Source organism: Pseudomonas sp. EA_5y_Pfl2_R50, from assembly GCF_963970475.1.
Lineage (GTDB): Bacteria > Pseudomonadota > Gammaproteobacteria > Pseudomonadales > Pseudomonadaceae > Aquipseudomonas.
The window spans coordinates 302,899-324,658 of sequence record NZ_CAXAPT010000006.1; the positions used below are offsets into that span (position 1 = coordinate 302,899).

Annotated in this window: 19 protein-coding genes and 1 pseudogene; 13 read left to right on the forward strand and 7 right to left on the reverse strand. The window is 60.3% G+C overall.

Annotated features, from left to right (window positions below):
* The first annotated feature begins 72 nt into the window (after positions 1-72).
* Together AACY19_RS13140 and AACY19_RS13145 are read left to right on the forward strand one after the other, a co-directional pair.
* Positions 73-1,941 carry a c-type cytochrome gene (locus tag AACY19_RS13140; protein WP_339450749.1) on the forward strand — a complete coding sequence of 623 codons (1,869 nt, stop codon included), beginning with the start codon at positions 73-75 and terminating at the stop codon, positions 1,939-1,941.
* A gap of 25 nt (positions 1,942-1,966) precedes the next feature.
* Positions 1,967-3,208: a metallophosphoesterase family protein gene (locus AACY19_RS13145; protein WP_339450751.1), complete on the forward strand. Its 1,242-nt coding sequence runs from the start codon at positions 1,967-1,969 to the stop codon at positions 3,206-3,208.
* An 88-nt stretch (positions 3,209-3,296) separates the two neighbouring features.
* Here the strand turns inward: AACY19_RS13145 and gbcA are convergent, their stop codons facing one another.
* Positions 3,297-4,592 (reverse strand): glycine-betaine demethylase subunit GbcA, encoded by a 1,296-nt coding sequence (gene gbcA, locus AACY19_RS13150; protein WP_016772823.1) that lies wholly within the window; start codon positions 4,590-4,592, stop codon positions 3,297-3,299.
* A 295-nt stretch (positions 4,593-4,887) separates the two neighbouring features.
* On the opposite strand from gbcA, the gene gbcB reads away from it, so the two are divergent.
* Positions 4,888-5,988, forward strand: a complete 1,101-nt coding sequence (gbcB, locus tag AACY19_RS13155) for a glycine-betaine demethylase subunit GbcB (protein WP_339450753.1) — start codon at positions 4,888-4,890, stop codon at positions 5,986-5,988.
* Positions 5,989-6,168: 180 nt separating this feature from the next.
* Here gbcB and AACY19_RS13160 read toward each other — a convergent pair whose 3' ends face one another.
* Positions 6,169-6,993 (reverse strand): SDR family oxidoreductase, encoded by an 825-nt coding sequence (locus AACY19_RS13160; protein WP_339450755.1) that lies wholly within the window; start codon positions 6,991-6,993, stop codon positions 6,169-6,171.
* A 141-nt stretch (positions 6,994-7,134) separates the two neighbouring features.
* Complete coding sequence (locus AACY19_RS13165) at positions 7,135-8,175, reverse strand: threonine aldolase family protein (protein ID WP_016772826.1); 1,041 nt, start codon at positions 8,173-8,175, stop codon at positions 7,135-7,137.
* Between the two features lie 126 nt (positions 8,176-8,301).
* On the opposite strand from AACY19_RS13165, the gene AACY19_RS13170 reads away from it, so the two are divergent.
* The 8 genes from AACY19_RS13170 (at position 8,302) to fdhA (ending at position 18,137) form a co-directional block, all read left to right on the forward strand.
* The gene (locus tag AACY19_RS13170; protein ID WP_339450757.1) at positions 8,302-9,012 is read left to right on the forward strand and encodes a TraX family protein; all 711 of its coding nucleotides are present in this window, start codon (positions 8,302-8,304) and stop codon (positions 9,010-9,012) included.
* 286 nt (positions 9,013-9,298) lie between these two features.
* Positions 9,299-10,552 carry a serine hydroxymethyltransferase gene (gene glyA, locus AACY19_RS13175; protein WP_339450759.1) on the forward strand — a complete coding sequence of 418 codons (1,254 nt, stop codon included), beginning with the start codon at positions 9,299-9,301 and terminating at the stop codon, positions 10,550-10,552.
* Positions 10,553-10,572: 20 nt separating this feature from the next.
* On the forward strand, positions 10,573-11,823 hold the full coding sequence (locus AACY19_RS13180; RefSeq protein WP_115079442.1) for a sarcosine oxidase subunit beta: 1,251 nt from the start codon (positions 10,573-10,575) through the stop codon (positions 11,821-11,823).
* 14 nt (positions 11,824-11,837) lie between these two features.
* Entirely contained in the window at positions 11,838-12,167 is a 330-nt protein-coding gene (locus AACY19_RS13185; protein ID WP_007913119.1) for a sarcosine oxidase subunit delta, read from the forward strand.
* A complete protein-coding gene (locus tag AACY19_RS13190; protein WP_339450764.1) occupies positions 12,164-15,181 on the forward strand; it encodes a sarcosine oxidase subunit alpha in 3,018 nt (1,005 codons plus the stop codon). Before AACY19_RS13185 ends, AACY19_RS13190 begins: the two co-directional genes overlap by 4 nt.
* A 123-nt stretch (positions 15,182-15,304) precedes the next feature.
* Entirely contained in the window at positions 15,305-15,937 is a 633-nt protein-coding gene (locus tag AACY19_RS13195) for a sarcosine oxidase subunit gamma (RefSeq protein ID WP_034155013.1), read from the forward strand.
* 11 nt (positions 15,938-15,948) lie between these two features.
* Entirely contained in the window at positions 15,949-16,806 is an 858-nt protein-coding gene (gene purU, locus AACY19_RS13200; protein WP_339450766.1) for a formyltetrahydrofolate deformylase, read from the forward strand.
* A 131-nt stretch (positions 16,807-16,937) separates the two neighbouring features.
* Positions 16,938-18,137 (forward strand): formaldehyde dehydrogenase, glutathione-independent, encoded by a 1,200-nt coding sequence (gene fdhA, locus AACY19_RS13205; RefSeq protein WP_186532956.1) that lies wholly within the window; start codon positions 16,938-16,940, stop codon positions 18,135-18,137.
* A gap of 46 nt (positions 18,138-18,183) precedes the next feature.
* On the opposite strand, the gene AACY19_RS13210 is transcribed toward fdhA, so the two are convergent.
* The 3 genes and pseudogenes from AACY19_RS13210 to AACY19_RS13220 all read right to left on the reverse strand — a co-directional run.
* Entirely contained in the window at positions 18,184-18,567 is a 384-nt protein-coding gene (locus AACY19_RS13210) for a hypothetical protein (RefSeq protein ID WP_339450770.1), read from the reverse strand.
* A gap of 207 nt (positions 18,568-18,774) precedes the next feature.
* The gene (locus AACY19_RS13215) at positions 18,775-19,077 is read right to left on the reverse strand and encodes a hypothetical protein (protein ID WP_339450772.1); all 303 of its coding nucleotides are present in this window, start codon (positions 19,075-19,077) and stop codon (positions 18,775-18,777) included.
* A 127-nt stretch (positions 19,078-19,204) separates the two neighbouring features.
* Positions 19,205-19,282: pseudogene (locus tag AACY19_RS13220) on the reverse strand (anti-sigma factor); the annotation flags it as partial.
* A gap of 165 nt (positions 19,283-19,447) precedes the next feature.
* Here AACY19_RS13220 and AACY19_RS13225 point away from each other — a divergent pair.
* On the forward strand, positions 19,448-20,005 hold the full coding sequence (locus AACY19_RS13225) for a DUF2780 domain-containing protein (RefSeq protein WP_339450774.1): 558 nt from the start codon (positions 19,448-19,450) through the stop codon (positions 20,003-20,005).
* A 1-nt stretch (position 20,006) separates the two neighbouring features.
* Here AACY19_RS13225 and AACY19_RS13230 read toward each other — a convergent pair whose 3' ends face one another.
* The gene (locus AACY19_RS13230) at positions 20,007-20,894 is read right to left on the reverse strand and encodes an acyltransferase (RefSeq protein ID WP_339450776.1); all 888 of its coding nucleotides are present in this window, start codon (positions 20,892-20,894) and stop codon (positions 20,007-20,009) included.
* Positions 20,895-21,200: 306 nt separating this feature from the next.
* Between AACY19_RS13230 and rloA2 the strand changes: the two genes are divergently transcribed.
* Positions 21,201-21,704 (forward strand): retropepsin-like aspartic peptidase RloA2, encoded by a 504-nt coding sequence (rloA2, locus tag AACY19_RS13235; protein WP_339450778.1) that lies wholly within the window; start codon positions 21,201-21,203, stop codon positions 21,702-21,704.
* The last annotated feature ends 56 nt before the right edge of the window (positions 21,705-21,760 follow it).

Here is a 21,760-nt window from a genome sequence, read left to right on the forward strand (position 1 = left end):
GGAGCGAGCCTGCTCGCGAAAGTGGTGTATCTGGCACAACACCTCTTGGGTCTGCACAAGGAAATGGATGACATGGACAGCTACATCCGCTGGTTTCAACGTTTCATCTGGCTAGGCATTGCGATGAACATGGTGTTCGCCATCCCCGCGCTGTTCGCGCCGGGATTGCTGACATCGGTGGTCGGTTTGCCGCCACAACTCTCCGACCCCTGGCTGGAAAACGCCGGGATGCTGCTGGTCGGCATCAGCGTGTTCTACATGCCGTCGGGTTTCAACGCGCCGCGCTACGTGGTGCATTCCTGGCTGTGCGTGCTGACGCGGTTGATCGCGGTGATCTTCTGGATCTACCTGATCAACACCAGCATTCAGGGCTCGGTGTTCGTGCCGATGTTGATGGGTGATCTGAGTTTCTTCCTGATCCTCGGTATCCTGCTTTACCTCGGCACCACGCCCGAGAATCGCCCGTTGGCGCTGCTGTGCGATGGCTGGCGCGAGTGGCGCGCGGCGTGGCAGCGGCACTGGCAGAGCCACGCGTTCAAGGTCGGCACCCTGGTCGTGGTAGCGGTGCTGGGTTTTATCGGATACCAAACCTGGTATCAGATGCTCCGCGTCGTCCCCGAACAGGAATACGCTTCGGACGAGGATCACTACAAATACGCCGCCATCGGCCTCGGTATCGAAGCGCGAATTCCCTACTACCTGTTCGCCGTGCTGCCGCAGATGTGTCCGGAGAAAATGCCCAAGCCCGGCGGTTGGGAAGTCTTCGGTTTCCTCTTCGAAAACGGCAAGGATCTGCCGATTGGCATGGCCAAACGGCAAATCGGCTATCCGACCGTCGAACCGAACTGTGCGCTGTGCCACACCGGTTCCTACCGCGCCAATGCCAGCGACGTCGCCGTCAACGTACCGAGCGCACCGGCCAATACCCTGCAACTGCAAGCCTTCCAGTGGTTCGCCTACGATTGCGCCAGTGATCCGAAATTCACCACCGATGCGCTGATGACGGCGATCAACAGCAAATTCCAGCTGGGCTTTTTCGAGAAGCTCTACAACCGCTATCTGATCATGCCGATGGCGAAAAGCGCACTGCTCAAGCAGAAGCAGGCCTACGCCTGGCAGAAGCTGCGTCCGCCACAAGGCCCGGGCCGCACCGACACGTTCAACCCGACGAAAATGGTGGTGTTCGGCTTCCCGGATGACTCGACCATCGGCACCGTCGACCTGCCGCAAGTGTGGAACCAGAAGCCCCGGGAATCGATGTACCTGCACTGGGACGGCAATAACAACAAGATTCACGAACGTAACTACGCCGCCGCGATGGCCGTGGGCGCGACGCCGGAATCGGTGCTGCCACCGAGTTTCAATCGCGTGACCAACTGGCTGCTCGGGCACAAGGCGCCGACGTGGCCGTGGGCGCTGGATCAGGCCAAGGTCGCCCAGGGCAAACCGATCTGGGAAGCCAATTGCGCCGCTTGCCACGACTTCGGACGTGCCGACACCGGGCAAGTGACCACTAATATCGATCAACTGGGCACCGACCCGCACCGGCTGAACTCATTCACCACCGGTCTGGTGAGCGCATTCCACACCTTCAAGAAGCCGCCGTTCGATTTCGGTGCCTATCGCAAGACCCAGAGCTACAGCAACACGCCCACCGACGGCGTCTGGCTGCGCGCGCCGTACCTGCACAACGGCTCGGTGCCGACGCTGTGGGACTTGCTGCAACCAGCGGAAAAACGTCCGCAGGTGTTCATCACCGGCTCCGACATCTACGACCCGGTCAACGTCGGTTTCGTCACCCGTGGCGCCCAGGCCAAAGCCTCGGCGGACTTCAAGTACGACACGCGGCTGGAAGGCAACCACAACAGCGGTCACCTGTACGGCACGACGCTGTCGGACGACGACAAACGCGCGCTGATCGAATTCATGAAAACCCTGTGAACCCTTACGGAGAGAGGATTACGCCATGTCACTGGTCAGTCATTGGGAACACGAGTACGACAAGGTCAAACTGCGCATTCACGGGTTGGTCACGCGCATGGAAATGGCCTGGATGAAGCTCATCAGCGAACTGGAGCCGCAGGAGTTTCAGGCGATCATCCAGTTGCTGCAGCGCGGGCATGATCAGGCGCACTACGTGCTGAAAAACGGCGATTTGCCGAGCGACGAGCCGGCGGTGCCGTGGGAGTTGTCCCACGGGCTGTCGATCCTGCGCATCGGCAATGCCGAGCCGTTGCCGCAGTCCACCGATCAACTGGCGACCCGGGTGCTCAAGGACGGCAGCCTGTTGGGCTGCCGCAAGTGGGAACTGCTCGACCTGTTGTGGAGCGAGGCCCTGCTGAAGTGGATCGAAAACCTGCGCCATCATGCGACGTTCGGCACCGATCCCGCGGTGGTGCAGATGGATCGCGACGTCACCCTGGCCATTGCCGGCGATTGGGGCACCGGGCCGTTCGACAGTCATGCGCCGGCGGTGTCAGTGGCCAATCAGATGCAACTGGCTCAGGCCGATTTCACCATTCACTTGGGCGATGTGTATTACGCCGGCAGCCATTCCCAGGAAGACGTCGACATGGCCGGTTGGCCGATGGGCACCCACGGTTCGTTCACGCTCAACTCCAACCACGAGATGTATAGCGGCGCCCACGGTTATTTCAAAGAACTGTACAAACGGTTTCCGGGGCAGCAGGGCACCAGTTATTTCGCGCTGATCAACGATGACTGGCTGGTGGTCGGGCTGGATTCGGCGTATTCCTCGGACGCCATGAACCTGTACATGGACGGCACCTTGAACGAGCCGCAGATTGAATGGATGAAAGGCCTGCCGAAACGCAAAAAGATCATGGTGCTCAGCCATCATCAGGGCTTCGACATTTCCGGGCACAACAAGACTGCGCTGTATCAACCGGTGTGCGATGCGCTGGGGCGTGAACCGGATTACTGGTACTGGGGGCACCTGCACAACGGCATCGTCTATGCGCAGCAGGGCGGTTTGCATGCGCGCTGCGCCGGGCACGGGGCGATTCCGTATGGCAACGCCAGTGAGCTGGACGGACATTCGCGGGTGTTGTGGTCGGAGACCGAGGATGCCAACGACCCGGCGTATCCGCTGCGGGTATTGAACGGGTACGCGAAGATCAGATTGGTGGGGGAGGAGATTTTTGAGGAGTTTATTGGGGAGGATGGCAGTGTGAGGTGGAAAAGCTAGCTTCGAGCTACAAGCTGCGAGCTACAAGTCAGAAACCCTGTGTTGCGTTTCGCTTGAAGCTTGCAGCTCGAATCTCGAAGCTGTTTTTCTAGCCTTGGACAGGCACGCCTTTGAGGTACGGGGCCGGCTCGGCGCCGAGGTTGTTCAGCATCCGCTCGCTGTACCAGTCGACGAAGTTGACCACGCCAAACTCATAGGTCTTGGAATAAGGCCCAGGCTGGTAAGCCGTCGAGTTGATCCCGCGCTGGTTCTCTTCGGCCAGACGACGATCCTGATCATTGGTCGCGTCCCACACCTGACGCATGCGCTCGACGTCGTAATCCACACCCTCAACCGCATCCTTGTGCACCAGCCACTTGGTGGTGACCATGGTTTCCTGCGCGCTGATCGGCCACACAGTGAAGACGATGATGTGGTCGCCCATGCAGTGGTTCCAGGAGTGCGGCAGGTGCAGGATGCGCATCGAACCGAGGTCCGGGTTCTTGATCCGGCCCATCAGTTTCGCGCAGCCCTGTTTGCCGTCGAGGGTCATCGACACGGTGCCCTTGAGCAGCGGCATGCGCACGATGCGGTTGCGCAGACCGAAACTGGCATGGGCGTATGGGATTTTCTCGGCTTCCCAGGCGGCAGCGGACGCAGCGACGTGATCCTTGAACGCCTGATCGGCGCGCGGGTCGGTGACGTCGTCCCATTCCAGCAGGGTTTTCAGCAGCTCCGGGTGCGACGCGTTGCAGTGGTAGCACTCGCGGTTGTTTTCCAGCACCAGTTTCCAGTTGGCCTTTTCCATCAAGGTGGTGGTGATCGCCACCTTGGTGTTCTCCATGTCGTAAGGTTCCATGTAATGGTTCAGCGTCGACAGGAAGTCATCGATGGCGGGCGGGTTCTCGGCCAGGCTGATGAAAATGTAGCCGCCAGCGGTTTTCACGTTCACCGGTTTCAGGCCGTACTGCTTCATGTCGAAGTCGGCGCCCATCTCGGTGCCGGCGAACAGCAGGCGACCGTCCAGCTCATAGGTCCACTGGTGGTAGTGGCAGACCAGTTTGGCGACCTTGCCTTTTTCACTGGTGCACAGACGCGAGCCACGGTGACGGCAGACGTTGTGGAACGCATGCACGACGCCTTCGGCGCCACGGATGACGATGATCGGGTTCTTGCCGACCTGCAGGGTCAGGTAATTGCCCTTGGCCGGGATCTCGCAGGTCATGCCGGCGATCAACCACTCTTTCTGGAAGATCTCCTGCATGTCGATATCGAACAACCGCTCATCGCTGTAGAACGGTTGCGGCAGCGAAAAAGTACGCTCGCGCTCCTGGAGCATTTGTGCGGTGGCCTTGCGTGCGGGTTCCAGCGGATCGCCCAGGCTGATTTTTGCGGTGACGTCCATCGATGTAATCCTCAAGGCCATCTGCGTGGCCGGCGAAAGTGGCTGATCAGGTGTGCTGCAACGGGTGCTACGCAAGGTGTAAAGAAGCTGTCTTGGTGTTGGGGCGAGTGTGGGCCCGGCGCACGGCGCAACCTTATCCATGGGCGACATGGTGCAATCTGTTCCCGACGCGCAACTCCCTGCCGTTGGGGGCTGGTCGCGATAAGTATGCCGATGTCGCGGATAGGTAAACGGGCGGTTCGCGCTATACGCAGAATCGCCGACATGAGGCCGACAGTCGGCCGTGGAGAACAGCATGTCCAACAGCTTCCTGAATCCGGTCACCACCCAGACCTGGGCCAATGGCCGACACATCGTCCGTTGCGTCAAAGTCATCCAGGAAACCTGGGACGTGCGCACTTTCTGCTTTATGGCTGATCAGCCGATCCTGTTCTTCTTCAAGCCCGGGCAATTCGTGACCCTGGAGCTGGAAATCGACGGCCAGCCGATCATGCGCTCGTACACCATTTCCAGCTCGCCGTCGGTGCCGTACAGCTTCTCGGTGACGATCAAGCGAGTGCCGGGCGGCAAGGTCTCGAACTGGCTGCACGACACGTTGCATGAAGGCAAGGAGCTGGCGGTACACGGACCGGTCGGGTTGTTCAACGCCATCGACTTCCCGAGCCCGAAAGTGCTGTACCTCAGCGGCGGCGTCGGCATCACGCCGTGCATGTCGATGGCGCGCTGGTTCTACGACACCAACGCCAACGTCGACATGACCTTTATCCATAGCGCGCGCTCGCCGAAAGACATCATCTACCACCGTGAGCTGGAACACATGGCGTCGCGGATCGACAACTTCAGCCTGCACCTGATTTGCGAGAAACACGGCTTGGGTGAGCCGTGGGCCGGGTATCGCGGTTACCTCAATCACAAGATGCTCGAGCTGATGGTGCCGGACTTCCTTGAGCGCGAAGTGTTCTGCTGCGGCCCGACGCCGTACATGAACGCGGTCAAGCGCCTGCTGGAAGTGGCCGGTTACGACATGTCGCGTTATCACGAGGAATCCTTCGGCGCTACGCCGCCAGAAGCGCGTGCCGATGCGGTGGAGCAAGCCGAGCAGGCAGCCGATGCGCCGGAAATCGACGCGGCGGATCTTCATCAGGTCGAATTCACCGCGTCTGGCAAGAGCATTCGCGTGGCACCGGGCGAGACGGTGCACGCGGCGGCGGCCAAGCTGGGCCTGATGATTCCGAAAGCCTGCGGCATGGGCATTTGCGGGACGTGCAAGGTGATGAAGCTCGGGGGCGAGGTGGAGATGGAGCACAACGGCGGGATTACCGAGGATGACGAGGCGGAAGGGTTTATCCTGTCGTGCTGCAGTGTGCCGAAGGGGGATGTGCGCATCGAGTTTTGAGTGAGGCGAGTTTTTGCGTAAGGCTTGCCCCTCACCCCAGCCCTCTCCCGAGGGAGAGGGAGCCGATTTTTGGGCTTTTCAGAATGTGAGTTCGGCTCGCTATTTCACGTCGGCGTAACTTTGATAAACACCCCGGTCAGTCCCCTCTCCCTCCGGGAGAGGGCTAGGATGAGGGGCTTTTCAGTTGATAAACAAATCCGGCATCAGTGCCGCATCGCTTTCTCGATCAAAGCGATATTGATCGAACTCAGCCACACCGCTTTCGCGCAAAATCTCCTCGTCAATCAACAACCGTCCGGTGATCTGCCGCGCGCGGCTAGCCAGGATCACATGCGCCGCATCCGCCATGATCGCAGGCGTGCGGGCATGTTTGAACGACTCGCGATTGCCCAACTGAAACTCGATTGCCGCTGTGGCAATCATCGTCTGCGGCCACAGCGAATTGACGCTGATCCCGTAACTGGCGAATTCCTCGCTCATGCCTACAGTCAGCATGCTCATGCCGTACTTGGTCACGGTGTAGGGGCTGAACTGGGCGAACCACTTGCTTGCCAGGTTCAGTGGAGGCGACAGGTTGAGAATGTGCCCGGCGGACTTCTTCAGATAAGGCAGGGCGGCCTGACTGCACAGCAGCACCGCACGGGTGTTGATCTGGTGCATCAGGTCGAAGCGCTTGAGTTCGATGTGTTGCACACCGGTGAGTTTGATGGCCCCGGCGTTGTTCACCAGCGCATCGATGGCCCCGAAGTGTTCGTTGGCCTGGGCCAGTGCCTGGCGTACCGCGTCTTCATCACGCACGTCCACCTGCAACGCCAGAGCCTTGCCGCCTGCCGCCTCGACTTCCGCCGCGACGCTGTGAATGGTGCCGGGCAACTTGGCATGGGGTTCGGCACTTTTGGCCGCGATGACGATATTGGCCCCGTCCTTCGCCGCGCGCAGCGCAATCTCACGTCCAATGCCACGGCTGGCGCCGGTGATGAACAGGGTTTTGCCTTGTAATGACATGCCGATGCTCCTGCTTATTGTTATGTGAGCGAAGGGGCTCGACAAACAATGTAGACGATGTCTTCAGGGGCGAACGAGGAGGGGCGATCGGGCGAGCTTTGGTGGGAGCGAGCTGGCTCGCTCCCACAGGGGAGGGGGCTATCAGGCGGACATGACTTCGCGGATGTCGCGGGCCAGTTCGCGCACGCGCTCTTCTTCGGTGTCCCACGAGCACATGAAGCGCGCGCCGCCCTTGCCGATGAAGGTGTAGAAACGCCAGTTTTTCGCGGTCAGCGCGGCAATGGCCGGCTCGGACAACTGCAGGAACACGCCGTTGGCCTGAACCGGGAACATCAGTTCGACGCCGGGAATGTCGCTGACCAGTTCGGCCAGCAATTGTGCGCAGTGGTTGGCGTGGCGGGCGTATTTGAGCCACGCGTCGTTTTCGAGGATGCCGACCCACGGTGCCGACAGGAAGCGCATTTTCGAGGCCAGCTGACCGGCCTGTTTGCAGCGGTAATCGAAGTCTTCGGCCAGTTTGTGGTTGAAGAACAGGATCGCTTCACCCACGGCCATGCCGTTCTTGGTGCCGCCAAAGCACAGCACGTCGACGCCGGCCTTCCAGGTCAGATCCGCCGGCGAGCAGCCGAGGAACGCGCAGGCATTGGAGAAACGCGCGCCGTCCATGTGCAGGTGCAGGCCGAGTTCCTTGCAGGTCGCGCTGATGGCGCGAACTTCTTCCGGGGTGTAGACGCTGCCGACCTCGGTGGCCTGGGTCAGCGTAACCACGCGCGGTTTCGGGTAGTGAATGTCCTGGCGCTTGAGCGCGACTTCGCGGATCGATTGCGGGGTGATCTTGCCGTTTTCAGTGCCGGCGATCAGCAGTTTCGAGCCGTTGGAGAAAAATTCCGGGGCGCCGCATTCGTCGGTTTCGACGTGGGCGGTTTCCGAACAGATCACGCTGTGATAACTCTGGCACAGCGACGACAGGGCCAGCGAGTTGGCGGCGGTGCCGTTGAAGGCGAAGAACACTTCGCAGTCGGTTTCGAACAGTTTGCGGAAATGATCAGCCGCGCGTGCGGTCCATTCATCGTCGCCATACGCGCGCTGGTGGCCGTGGTTGGCCTGTTCCATGGCAGCCCAGGCTTCAGGGCAGATACCGGAATAGTTGTCGCTGGCGAATTGTTGGCTCTTGTCGGTCATGGCCGGCTTCCGTGGTCGAGACTCTTGTGAAGGCTCGTGGTCAATGATGGTGCGTACTTTACCGAAGATCTTCCGGGGAGCACACGGGATGTCGCTGTCAGAAAATTACCAGTTTGCAGGCCGATTATGCACCTGAGTAAACGCGACGGCGCGCTGGATCTGCTCAAGTGGCTGGCGTTGTTGTGCATGTTGCTCGATCACCTGCGATATGTCGGGTTCTCCGCCGATTGGCTGTATGTGCCGGGGCGGCTGGCGTTTCCGTGGTTCTGTCTGGCGATGGCGGCGAATCTGGTACGAGCCGGGGCGCAGAAAACCGATTGGCGCTATCTGGGCTGGTTGTTGCTGTTCAGCGCGGTCAGCGAGATTCCTTACCGCTTGTACATACCTGATCCCGATACCTTGAACGTGATGCCGACGCTGGCGCTGGGCCTGTTGGTGGCGCGGGGCTGGCAAGATCCATCCATTCTGTCGCGATTGCCGGGTGCGGTCGCGCTGGTACTGGCGGCTGTTTTTCCGGAGCGCCTGATGTTCGGCCTCTTCGGCGTACTGTTGCCGCTGGCGCTGCTGCTGGTGTTCCGTCGGCCGTGGTATTTCAGCCTGCTGCCGGGATTGATTTGTCTCGCGGCCAATCAATGGCAAGTCCTGTACGACTCGGCGAGGTTCGGCAGTAGCGTTGCCATTCTCGGCATTGCCACCTGTCTGTTTGCGCCAGTGCTCGGACTGTTCCTGTTGCGACATGGGCGACACCTCCAGCCGCTACCGATGAGGCGCTGGGCCTACGCCCTGTATCCCGCGCATTTCCTCCTGCTGCTCGCTATTCGTCTGGCATGCACATGACCCTTGTGGGAGCGGGCTTGCTCGCGAAAGCGGTGTATCAGGCGAGATTGATGTCGACTGACACCGCCTCTTCGCGAGCAAGCCCGCTCCCACAGGGGATCTCCACGTTTTTGGAGGAGGTGTCCGGCCCGCCATTTCCCGCCATGTCGTAAACGCACCTTTGCGTGGCGTCCGCAGGCATTTGAGCTGTCTGCGCCGGTCATACCATCGGCATCAAAGGGCACTGCCTTTAATGCCAGTGCCTTACCGAGACGAATGGCGCACAGATGCCGCTGGGAGAGACGCGATGTTCAGCAAGCAAGACCAGATCCAGGGTTACGACGATGCACTGCTGGCGGCGATGAATGCCGAGGAGCAACGTCAGGAAGATCACATCGAGCTGATCGCGTCAGAGAACTACACCAGCAAGCGCGTGATGCAAGCGCAAGGCAGCGGCCTGACCAACAAATACGCCGAAGGCTATCCGGGCAAGCGCTACTACGGTGGCTGCGAGCACGTCGACAAGGTCGAAGCGCTGGCCATCGAGCGTGCCAAGCAACTGTTCGGCGCCGATTACGCCAACGTCCAGCCGCACTCGGGTTCCTCGGCCAACAGCGCCGTGTATCTGGCGCTGATCCAGCCGGGCGACACCATCCTCGGCATGAGCCTGGCCCACGGCGGTCACCTGACCCACGGCGCCAAAGTGTCGTCCTCGGGCAAGCTGTACAACGCCGTGCAGTACGGCATCAACACCGACACCGGGCTGATCGATTACGACGAAGTCGAGCGTCTGGCTGTTGAATCCAAGCCGAAAATGATTGTTGCCGGTTTCTCCGCTTACTCGAAGACGCTGGACTTCCCGCGCTTCCGTCAGATCGCTGACAAGGTCGGTGCGCTGCTGTTCGTCGACATGGCCCACGTCGCCGGTCTGGTTGCCGCTGGCCTGTACCCGAACCCGCTGCCATACGCCGACGTGGTCACCACCACCACGCACAAAACTTTGCGCGGTCCACGGGGCGGGCTGATCCTGGCCAAGGCCAACGAAGAGATCGAGAAGAAGCTCAACGCTGCCGTGTTCCCCGGCGCTCAAGGCGGCCCGCTGATGCACGTCATCGCCGGTAAAGCCGTGTGCTTCAAGGAAGCGCTGGAGCCAGGCTTCAAGGCTTATCAGCAACAAGTGATCGACAACGCTCAGGCAATGGCCAGCGTGTTTATCAAACGTGGCTACGATGTCGTGTCCGGCGGCACCGACAACCACTTGTTCCTCGTCAGCCTGATCCGTCAGGGCCTGACCGGCAAAGACGCCGACGCCGCCCTTGGCCGTGCGCACATCACCGTCAACAAGAACGCCGTGCCGAACGACCCGCAGTCGCCGTTCGTGACCTCGGGCCTGCGCATCGGCACCCCGGCCGTCACCACCCGTGGCTTCAAGGTTGCCCAATGCACCGAGCTGGCCGGCTGGATCTGCGACATCCTCGACAACCTTGGCGACGCCGATGTTGAAGCCGATGTGGCGAAAAACGTCGCGGCCCTGTGCGCAGACTTCCCGGTTTACCGCTGAGCGTTCTGGAGTAAATGACTATGCAACGCTATTCGGGCTTCGGCCTCCTCAAACACTCCCTCAGCCACCACGAAAACTGGCAGCGCATGTGGCGCACGCCGACGCCGAAAAAGGTCTACGACGTGGTCATCGTCGGCGGCGGCGGCCACGGTCTGGCGACGGCCTACTACTTGGCAAAAGAGCACGGCATCACCAACGTCGCCGTGGTCGAGAAGGGCTGGCTGGGCGGCGGTAACACCGCGCGCAACACCACCATCGTGCGCTCCAACTATCTGTGGGACGAGTCGGCGCACCTGTACGAACACGCGATGAAACTGTGGGAAGGCCTGTCGCAGGATCTGAACTACAACGTGATGTTCTCCCAGCGTGGCGTCTACAACCTGTGCCACACCCTGCAGGACATCCGTGATTCCGAGCGTCGGGTCAGCGCCAACCGTCTCAACGGCGTCGACGGCGAACTGCTCAATGCCAAGCAGGTCGCGGACGAAATCCCGTACCTCGACTGTTCGAAAAACACCCGCTACCCGGTGATGGGCGCCACCGTTCAGCGTCGCGGCGGCGTCGCCCGTCACGATGCGGTGGCCTGGGGCTTTGCCCGTGCCGCCGACGCCCTCGGTGTGGACTTGATCCAGCAGACCGAAGTCATCGGTTTCCGCAAGGAAAACGGTGTCTGCATCGGCGTTGAAACCAACAAGGGTTTCATCGGCGCCAAGCGCGTCGGTGTGGTCACCGCCGGTAACTCCGGGCACATGGCCAAACTCGCAGGCTTCCGTCTGCCGATCGAATCCCACCCGCTGCAAGCGCTGGTGTCCGAGCCGATCAAGCCGATTATCGACAGCGTGATCATGTCCAACGCCGTGCACGGTTACATCAGCCAGTCCGACAAGGGTGACCTGGTGATCGGCGCCGGTATCGACGGCTACAACGGCTACGGCCAGCGCGGTTCGTACCCGGTGATCGAGCACACCATCCAGGCCATCGTCGAGATGTTCCCGGTGCTGTCCCGCGTGCGCATGAACCGCCAGTGGGGCGGCATCGTCGACACCACCCCGGACGCTTGCCCGATCATTTCGAAAACCCCGGTACCGAACATGTTCTTCAACTGCGGTTGGGGCACCGGTGGCTTCAAGGCAACGCCTGGCTCGGGCAACGTGTTTGCCGCGAGTCTGGCCAAGGGTGAAATGCACCCGCTGGCCGCACCTTTCTCCATCGACCGTTTCCACAACGGTGCGTTGATCGATGAACACGGCGCTGCTGCGGTTGCCCACTAACAGGAGAAATCCCCATGTTGCATATCTTCTGTCCTCACTGCGGCGAACTGCGCTCCGAAGAGGAATTCCACGCATCCGGCCAGGCGCACATTCCGCGCCCGCTCGATCCAGGCGCCTGCACTGATGAAGAGTGGGGCGATTACATGTTCTTCCGCGACAACCCACGCGGTCTGCACCACGAACTGTGGGATCACGTTGCCGGTTGCCGCCAGTACTTCAACGTCACCCGCGACACCGTGACCTACGAGATCCTCGAAACCTACAAGATCGGCACCAAACCGCAATTCACCGACAAGGCTGATTCGGCGAAAACAGCCACGACGGCGCTGGGAGAGAAGGTATGAGCCAGACCAATCGCCTGTCCAACGGTGGACGGATCGACCGCAACAAAGTGCTGAGCTTTACCTTCAACGGTCAGAGCTACAAAGGCTTCGAGGGTGACTCGCTGGCCGCCGCGCTGATCGCCAACGGCGTCGACATCATTGGCCGCAGTTTCAAGTATTCGCGTCCTCGCGGGATCTTCGCCGCCGGTGCCGAAGAGCCGAACGCGGTGCTGCAGATCGGTGCCACCGAAGCCACGCAAGTACCCAACGTGCGCGCCACGCAACAAGCGTTGTATCAAGGTCTGGTCGCCACCAGCACCAACGGCTGGCCGAGCGTCAACAACGACATGATGGGCATTCTCGGCAAGGTCGGCGGCAAGCTGATGCCGCCGGGTTTCTACTACAAAACCTTCATGTACCCGCAATCGTTCTGGATGACCTACGAGAAGTACATTCGCAAGGCTGCCGGTCTTGGCCGTTCGCCGACCGAGGTCGATCCGGACACCTACGACTACATGAACCAGCACTGCGATGTGCTGATCGTCGGCGCCGGCCCTGCTGGTTTGGCGGCTGCCCTGGCAGCTGCGCGCAGCGGTGCCCGCGTGATTCTGGCGGACGAGCAGGAAGAGTTTGGCGGCAGTCTGCTCGATTCGCGCGAAAGCCTCGACGGCAAGCCGGCGATGGACTGGGTTGCCGGTGTCATCACCGAACTGAAGAACACCCCGGATGTGCTGCTGTTGCCGCGCGCCACGGTCAACGGTTACCACGACCACAACTTCCTGACCATTCACGAACGCCTCACCGACCACCTCGGTGACCGTGCGCCAATCGGTCAGGTGCGTCAGCGCATCCACCGTGTCCGCGCCAAGCGTGTGGTGCTGGCGACCGGTGCCCATGAGCGTCCGCTGGTCTACGGCAACAACGACGTGCCGGGCAACATGCTGGCCGGTGCGGTGTCGACTTACGTGCGCCGTTACGGCGTAGCGCCGGGCAAGAAACTGGTGCTGTCGACCAACAACGATCACGCCTACCGCGTCGCTCTGGATTGGCTCGATGCCAGCCTGCAAGTGGTGGCTATCGCCGACGCCCGCAGCAACCCGCGCGGTGCACTGGTCGAAGAGGCGCGTGCCAAAGGCATTCGTATTCTCACCGGCAGCGCCGTGATCGAAGCTCGCGGCAGCAAGCGTGTCACCGCTGCGCGCGTTGCTGCGATTGATGTCAAAGCGCATGCCGTGACCAGCCCGGGTGAGTGGCTCGAGTGCGATGTGGTCGCCAGTTCCGGTGGTTACAGCCCGGTCGTTCACCTGGCTTCGCACCTCGGTGGCAAGCCGGTCTGGCGTGAAGACATCCTCGGTTTCGTACCGGGCGAAGCACCGCAGAAACGCGTGTGTGTCGGTGGCATCAACGGCGTCTACGGTCTCGGTGATGCCCTGGCAGACGGTTTTGAAGGGGGCGTGCGCGCTGCCGCTGAAGCCGGTTTCCAGACTGTCGAAGGCGTGCTGCCCAAAGCCCTGAGCCGTCTCGAAGAGCCGACCCTGGCGCTGTTCCAGGTGCCGCACGAAAAGAACACCGCACGGGCGCCGAAGCAATTCGTCGACCTGCAGAACGACGTCACCGCTGCGGCGATTGAACTGGCGACCCGCGAGGGTTTCGAGTCGGTCGAGCACGTCAAACGCTACACCGCACTGGGCTTCGGCACCGATCAGGGCAAGCTCGGCAACGTCAACGGTCTGGCCATTGCGGCCCGTTCGCTGAACGTGACCATCCCGCAGATGGGCACCACGATGTTCCGTCCGAACTACACGCCGGTGACGTTTGGCGCTGTGGCCGGTCGTCACTGTGGGCACATCTTCGAGCCGGTACGCTACACCGCACTGCATCAATGGCACCTGAAAAACGGCGCCGAGTTTGAAGACGTCGGCCAGTGGAAGCGTCCATGGTACTTCCCGAAAAACGGCGAAGACCTGCACGCGGCAGTGAAGCGCGAATGCAAAGCCGTGCGCGACAGCGTCGGCCTGCTCGATGCCTCGACCCTCGGCAAGATCGACATTCAAGGCCCGGATGCCCGCGAATTCCTCAACCGCGTGTACACCAACGCCTGGACCAAGCTCGACGTGGGCAAGGCCCGCTACGGTCTGATGTGCAAAGAGGACGGCATGGTCTTCGATGACGGTGTGACGGCGTGTCTGGCGGACAACCATTTCGTCATGACCACCACCACCGGCGGCGCCGCGCGCGTGCTGCAATGGCTGGAGCTGTACCACCAGACCGAATGGCCGGACATGAAGGTCTACTTCACCTCCGTCACCGACCACTGGGCGACCATGACCCTGTCCGGCCCGAACAGCCGCAAGCTGCTCAGCGCCGTGACCGACATCGACCTGAGCAACGAAGCGTTCCCGTTCATGACCTGGAAAGAAGGTCTGGTCGGCGGCGTGCCGGCGCGGGTGTTCCGCATCTCGTTTACCGGTGAGCTGTCATACGAAGTCAACGTGCAAGCCGACTATGCGATGGGCGTGCTGGAGAAAATCGTCGAGGCCGGCAAGCAGTACAACCTGACCCCATACGGTACTGAAACCATGCACGTACTGCGTGCCGAGAAGGGTTTCATCATTGTCGGCCAGGACACTGACGGCTCGATGACCCCGGACGACCTGAACATGGGGTGGTGTGTCGGTCGCACCAAACCATTTTCGTGGATCGGCCAGCGCGGCATGAACCGCGAAGACTGCGTGAAGGATCAGCGTAAGCAGCTGGTCGGTCTGAAGCCGATCGATCCGACCAAATGGCTGCCGGAAGGCGCGCAACTGGTGTTCAACACCAAGCAGACGATTCCGATGACCATGGTCGGCCACGTGACCTCCAGCTACGCGCACAACTCCCTGGGTTATTCGTTTGCCATGGGTGTGGTCAAGGGCGGTCTCAAACGCATGGGCGAGCGGGTGTTTGCACCGCTGGCCGATGGCAGCGTGATCGAAGCGGAAATCGTTTCTTCGGTGTTCTTCGATCCGAAGGGTGATCGCCAGAACATCTGACAGACCGAGTCGCGGCCTTCGCGAGCAAGCCCGCTCCCACAGGGGAATGCATTCCAAATGTGGGAGCGGTCTTGCTCGCTAAGGCGTCAGTAGATTCATCACAGAATTCAGCAAAGGTGCTTTATGACCACAGCCAACGTGTACCAACAACGTCCAACCACCGGTGCCCGTGCCGAGTCGTCGCTGCACCATGCCGACCTCGCCAGCCTGGTCGGCAAGGGTCGCAAGAACGCCGGCGTGATCGTGCGGGAAAAGAAACTCCTCGGCCACCTGACCATCCGTGGTGATGGTCACGATGCTGCGTTTGCTGCTGGCGTACACAAAGCCCTGGGCATCGAACTGCCCGGCGCCCTGAGCGTCATCGTCAAAGGCGAAACCAGCCTGCAATGGATGGGCCCGGACGAGTGGCTGCTGATCGTGCCAAGCGGTGAAGAATTCGCCGCTGAACAGAAACTGCGTGAAGCCTTGGGCGATCTGCACATCGCGATCGTCAACGTCAGCGGCGGCCAGCAAGTGCTCGAACTGAGCGGGCCGAACGTGCGTCAGGTGCTGATGAAGTCCACCAGCTACGACGTGCACCCGAACAACTTTCCGGTCGGCAAAGCGGTCGGCACGGTGTTCGCCAAGTCGCAGCTGATGATTCGTCATACCGCCGAAGACACCTGGGAACTGCTGATCCGCCGCAGTTTCTCGGATTACTGGTGGTTGTGGTTGCAGGATGCTTCGGCTGAGTACGGCCTCAGCGTCCAGGCCTAGGAGAAACAACGATGAGCCGCGCCCCAGACACATGGATTCTGACCGCCGACTGCCCCAGCGTTCTCGGCACCGTGGACGCGGTGACGCGTTTTCTGTTCGAGCAGGGTTGCTATGTCACCGAGCACCATTCGTTCGATGACCGCCTCTCCGGGCGCTTTTTCATTCGCGTGGAATTCCGTCAGCCCGACGGTTTCGACGAACAGTCCTTCCGCGACGGTCTCGCCGAACGCGGCCTGGCCTTCGGCATGATCTTCGAGCTGACTGCGCCGAACTACCGGCCAAAAGTGGTGATCATGGTCTCCAAGGCCGATCACTGCCTTAACGACTTGCTCTACCGCCAGCGCATCGGCCAGTTGTCGATGGATGTCGCGGCGGTGGTCTCTAACCATCCGGATTTGAAGCCTTTGGCCGACTGGCACCAGATTCCCTACTACCATTTTCCCCTCGACCCCAACGACAAGCCGTCGCAGGAGCGTCAGGTGTGGCAGGTGATCGAAGAGTCCGGCGCCGAACTGGTGATCCTCGCCCGCTACATGCAGGTGCTGTCGCCGGAGCTGTGCCGCAAACTCGATGGCAAGGCGATCAACATTCATCACTCGTTGCTGCCGGGTTTCAAGGGCGCCAAGCCGTATCACCAGGCCTATAACAAGGGCGTGAAGCTGGTCGGCGCGACGGCGCATTACATCAACAACGACCTCGATGAAGGGCCGATCATTGCCCAGGGCGTCGAGGCGGTGGATCACAGTCATTACCCCGAGGACCTGATTGCCAAGGGGCGCGATATCGAAGGCCTGACCTTGGCGCGGGCGGTCGGGTATCACATTGAGCGCAGGGTGTTTCTCAACGCCAATCGCACGGTCGTTCTCTAGATCGCTTTCGCGAGCAGGCTCGCGAAGGGGCCATAACTGACAACGCAAGACCAACAAGCAATAACCCGAGCACTCAACGCGCTGCCTGCCTGGGCAACGCGGTTCCATAAAAACAACAGCGAGGTGAAAGCATGTCTGGCAATCGTGGTGTGGTGTATCTCGGCGCTGGCAAGGTCGAAGTACAGAAAATCGACTATCCGAAAATGCAGGACCCGCGCGGTCGCAAGATCGAGCACGGGGTCATTCTCAAAGTGGTTTCCACCAACATCTGCGGCTCCGACCAACATATGGTGCGTGGCCGTACCACGGCGCAGACCGGGCTGGTGCTGGGCCACGAGATCACCGGCGAGGTGATCGAAAAAGGCTCCGACGTCGAAAACCTGAAAATCGGTGACCTGGTCTCCGTACCGTTCAACGTCGCTTGCGGGCGCTGCCGTTCCTGCAAGGAGCAACACACCGGCGTCTGCCTGACCGTCAACCCGGCCCGTGCCGGCGGCGCTTACGGTTACGTCGACATGGGCGACTGGACCGGTGGCCAGGCCGAATACGTGCTGGTGCCATACGCCGACTTCAACCTGCTGAAACTGCCTGATCGCGACAAGGCCATGGAGAAAATCCGCGACCTGACCTGCCTCTCCGACATTCTGCCGACCGGTTACCACGGCGCCGTGACGGCGGGCGTAGGCCCGGGCAGCACCGTTTACATCGCGGGCGCCGGCCCGGTGGGGCTGGCGGCTGCCGCTTCCGCGCGTCTATTGGGCGCGGCGGTCGTGATCATCGGCGACGTTAACACCATCCGCCTGGCCCACGCCAAGGCGCAGGGTTTTGAAATCGTCGACCTGTCGCAAGACACGCCACTGCACGAACAGATCGCCGCACTGCTGGGCGAGCCGGAAGTGGATTGCGCAGTCGACTGTGTCGGTTTCGAAGCGCGCGGTCACGGCCACGACGGCGTGAAAGCCGAAGCCCCGGCCACCGTGCTCAACTCGCTGATGGGCGTGGTGCGCGTTGCCGGTAAGATCGGTATCCCGGGCCTGTATGTGACCGAAGATCCGGGTGCAGTGGACGCTGCCGCGAAAATGGGCAGCCTGAGCATCCGCTTCGGCCTGGGCTGGGCCAAATCCCACAGCTTCCACACTGGCCAGACGCCAGTGATGAAGTACAACCGTCAACTGATGCAGGCGATCATGTGGGATCGCATCAACATTGCCGAAGTAGTGGGCGTGCAGGTGATCAGTCTCGATCAGGCGCCGGAAGGCTACGGCGAGTTCGATGCCGGCGTGCCGAAGAAGTTTGTGATTGATCCGCACAAGTTGTTCAGTGCTGCGTAAATTCTCGCGCCATCCAGAACGGCGACCTTCGGGTCGCCGTTTTTTTTCACGGGGTCTGGAATGCGCAGGTGGAGAGCTTGTCGCTGACGCATTCACCGTCCTTCCAGTTGCTCTGACTATTAGGTTGCACCTTGTCGGTGACCTGTAACTGCAATTGCAGTGTGACGTCCGCCTGATTCCTGTAGTTGCAAGCAAGCAAGGTCGGGTTGATAGCGGCTCCGGTGAACTGAAGTGTTTTCAAGTCGATCGCGCCGGCTGTTTTACTCGTCCATTTCCCGTTATTCGGTGCCAGTGCGCTGTAACTAAAATCACCCTCGACAGCACTTTCTTGTTTTATCCGGTCAGTCTTGGGGCAAAGAAGTGACTGGGCGTGCGCGTTTCCGATGCCAGCGACCATTGCTACGGCGGCCAGCATTATTGAATTTTTCATCACTCTGTTTCCTGTCGTCCATGGAGTAGCGATGATTAATTGCGATCTCGCCTTTGCCAACTGTCAGGTCTGACAGGTGCAACGGGTACTCGACAATAAGATGTCTTCGCAATTTTGGTTCGAACCGTATTGGTTGTTCACCTCGGCGTGGGTTTGAACAGTAAAGGGCAGCCTACGGGCTACCCTGTTCATGTCGAAAAAACAGTGCTATTCGAACTCGCACTTGTTGGCATCATTGCTGACGCATTGATCGTTTTTCCAGTTGTCTCCAATGCCTTTAACAGTATGTCCAAGCCTGAGGCCGGCTGACGCGCCTTCATCAGCCGCGCCGTCATAGCGGCAGATGACAACTGATTTTTCACTGTCTTTGTCTTTCAGGATTACTGAGGTGAACTTGAACTCGGTATCTTGCTTCTCATTGACGACCGTGATGGTAGGGCAAGTCGTCGCATAGGCAGTGCTCATCATTGCGAGGCACAGTACGGCACCTGTAATAATTTCTGATTTCATCATTTGTACTCCGTTACATGAATGGAGTACGTATGCTTGCATTGTCATGAATGGCTGGGCACTGTCATTTATGACAGTTTCATAGTTGTGTTAGCTATGAAAATGGCGGTGTTAATAATCAGCAGTGCTATAGCGTTGCCAACGCCCGCTCATACAATACCGGCCCCGTCGGCTGCCCGGTCGGCGAACCACCCTTCGCCTCCAGGCGGTTGTGCCATTCATCGCGGCAGTTCCAGGATTTCACGATTCATATACGTGGCGACCCTGAAAATGGATGCGCAGGCGAGGAACATGCCTGGCAAAGGCCGGTCAAACCGGCAGTTTACCGCCCAATCAACGGGTGGTTTTCACAGCGCACGAGGATGTCTGAATGAAGATTTCACGCGGTATTGCCATGGCTTCGCTGATGACCCTTGCGGCCAGTCCGGTGTTTGCCGGTTTCAGCCTGGACGACGTGACCAAGGCCGCTTCAAGCATGCAGGGCGGCAATGCTGCCACCGCCGCCGCGCCAACTTCGGAAACGGCCGGGTTGTTGCAAGCCGTTACCGGTCTGGGGGTTACGCCTCAGCAAGCCGTGGGTGGCACCAGCGCGATGCTGGGGCTGGCCAAGAACCAATTGAGCAGCACCGATTATTCGCAACTGGCCAAAGAAGTGCCGGGCATCGACAAGTTGTCGGGTGGTAGTGGCAACCTGGCAGCGTTGAGCGGGTTGCTCGGCCAGTCTGGCAAGTCCGCCGGCCTGGAAAACGCACTGGGCAACGTCAAGGACACCAATGACCTGAACAATGCCTTTAGCGCGTTGGGCATGGACAGCGGCATGGTCGGCCAGTTTGCCCCGGTGCTGCTCAAGTATCTGGGTGAGCAAGGCGTCGGCGGCCCGCTGCTGCAAAGCCTGGGCAGCATCTGGGGCGCCGGCACCGGTAGCTGATTCAGCGCCGCTCGTTGCGCAGTTCGGCGATGCGCTGATCCTTCTCGGTCCAGAGCTGGTTGACCCAGCTCTGGATCGACTGCCGAAACAGCGGATCGTTTTCGTAATCGCCCTGCCACAGTGCCGGGTCGAGTTCGCGGGTCTTGATATCGATGATCACGCGCGGCACGTTGCCGCTGATCAAATCCCAGAATCCCGGGATTTTCGCCTGTGGGTACACCACGGTCACATCCAGAATCGCGTCCAGCTGTTCACCCATCGCTGCCAATACAAACGCCACGCCGCCAGCCTTGGGCTTGAGCAGGTGATTGAACGGTGACTGCTGCTCGGCACTTTTGCCGGCGGTGTAGCGCGTGCCTTCCAGGTAATTCACTACGGTCACCGGCTGACGCTTGAACAGCTCGCAGGCCGCCTTGGTGATTTCCAGATCCTTGCCCGCCAGTTCCGGATTCTTCGCCAGAAACGCCTTGGTGTAGCGCTTCATGAACGGGTAATCCAGCGCCCACCACGCCAGCCCCAGAAACGGCACCCAGATCAGTTCTTTCTTGAGGAAGAATTTGAAGAACGGCGTGCGCCGGTTGAGCGTCTGGATCAGCGCCGGGATATCGACCCACGACTGGTGATTGCTGACGACCAGATAGGAGGTGTCGCCACGCAGATCCTCGCCGCCGCGAATGTCCCACCGGGTGGGAATGCACAGGCGGAAAATCAGTTTGTCGATTTCGGCCCAGGTCTCGGCGATCCACATCACCGCTCCCGAGGCGTAATCGCGCCAGCGGCCGGGGGCTACCAGTTTGAGCAGGGCAAACACCATCAACGGCCCGATCAGGATCAGGGTGTTGAGCAACAGCAGCAAGGTGACGAAACAGCCGGTGAGCAGGCGGCGCATAGGCAACTCTTTGAAATCGGATGGGCGCGCCATGATAAGTGGCTTCGCGCGGCAGGCCAAATCGCTGGTGACGAATGTTTCACTTTTGGCTGGGTATGCTTGGCTCAAGCGTTGTGCTGAATGTGCTGGCCTCTTCGCGAGCAGGCTCGCTCCCACACTGGATTCAGGTGCATTAAAAATGTGTGCTCAACACAAAACCCTGTGGGAGCGAGCCAGCTCGCGAAAGCAATTTCAAGGCGAACGAATGACTCAATGGGTGTCTAAAATCCCAGTCTGCCGACCTCATTTTCCAAGGAAGCCCCTTACGTGAAATCCCTCCTTGCACTGTTTGCCCTCGTCGCCCTGCCGGTCATGGCCGCCGAGCCGACCCTGTACGGGCGCTACGAATACATCGCGCTGCCGGAAATCGGCGGTGAGGTGCTCAAGGCCAAGATGGACACCGGCGCGCTGACTGCCTCGCTGTCGGCCAAGGACATCGAAACCTTCACTCGCGACGGCGACGACTGGGTGCGTTTCCGCCTCGGCACCAAGGACGCCAGCAACAAGGTCTACGAACACAAGGTCGCGCGGATCAGCAAGATCAAGAGTCGCTCGGATGAAGAGGACGAGGGCGAAAGCAGCGAAGTCGCCAAACGTCCGGTGGTCGACCTGGAGCTGTGCCTGGGTAACGTCAAGCGTACCGTTGAGGTCAACCTGACCGACCGCAGCAACTTCAACTATCCGCTGCTGATCGGTGCCAAAGCCTTGCGTGAATTTGGCGCGGCGGTGAACCCGGCGCGACGCTTCACCGCTGACAAACCTGACTGCTGAGCCAAGTGGTCTCATTGACGTAATGTCAGGCTTGGGGCACCGTTCGCGCACTCAAC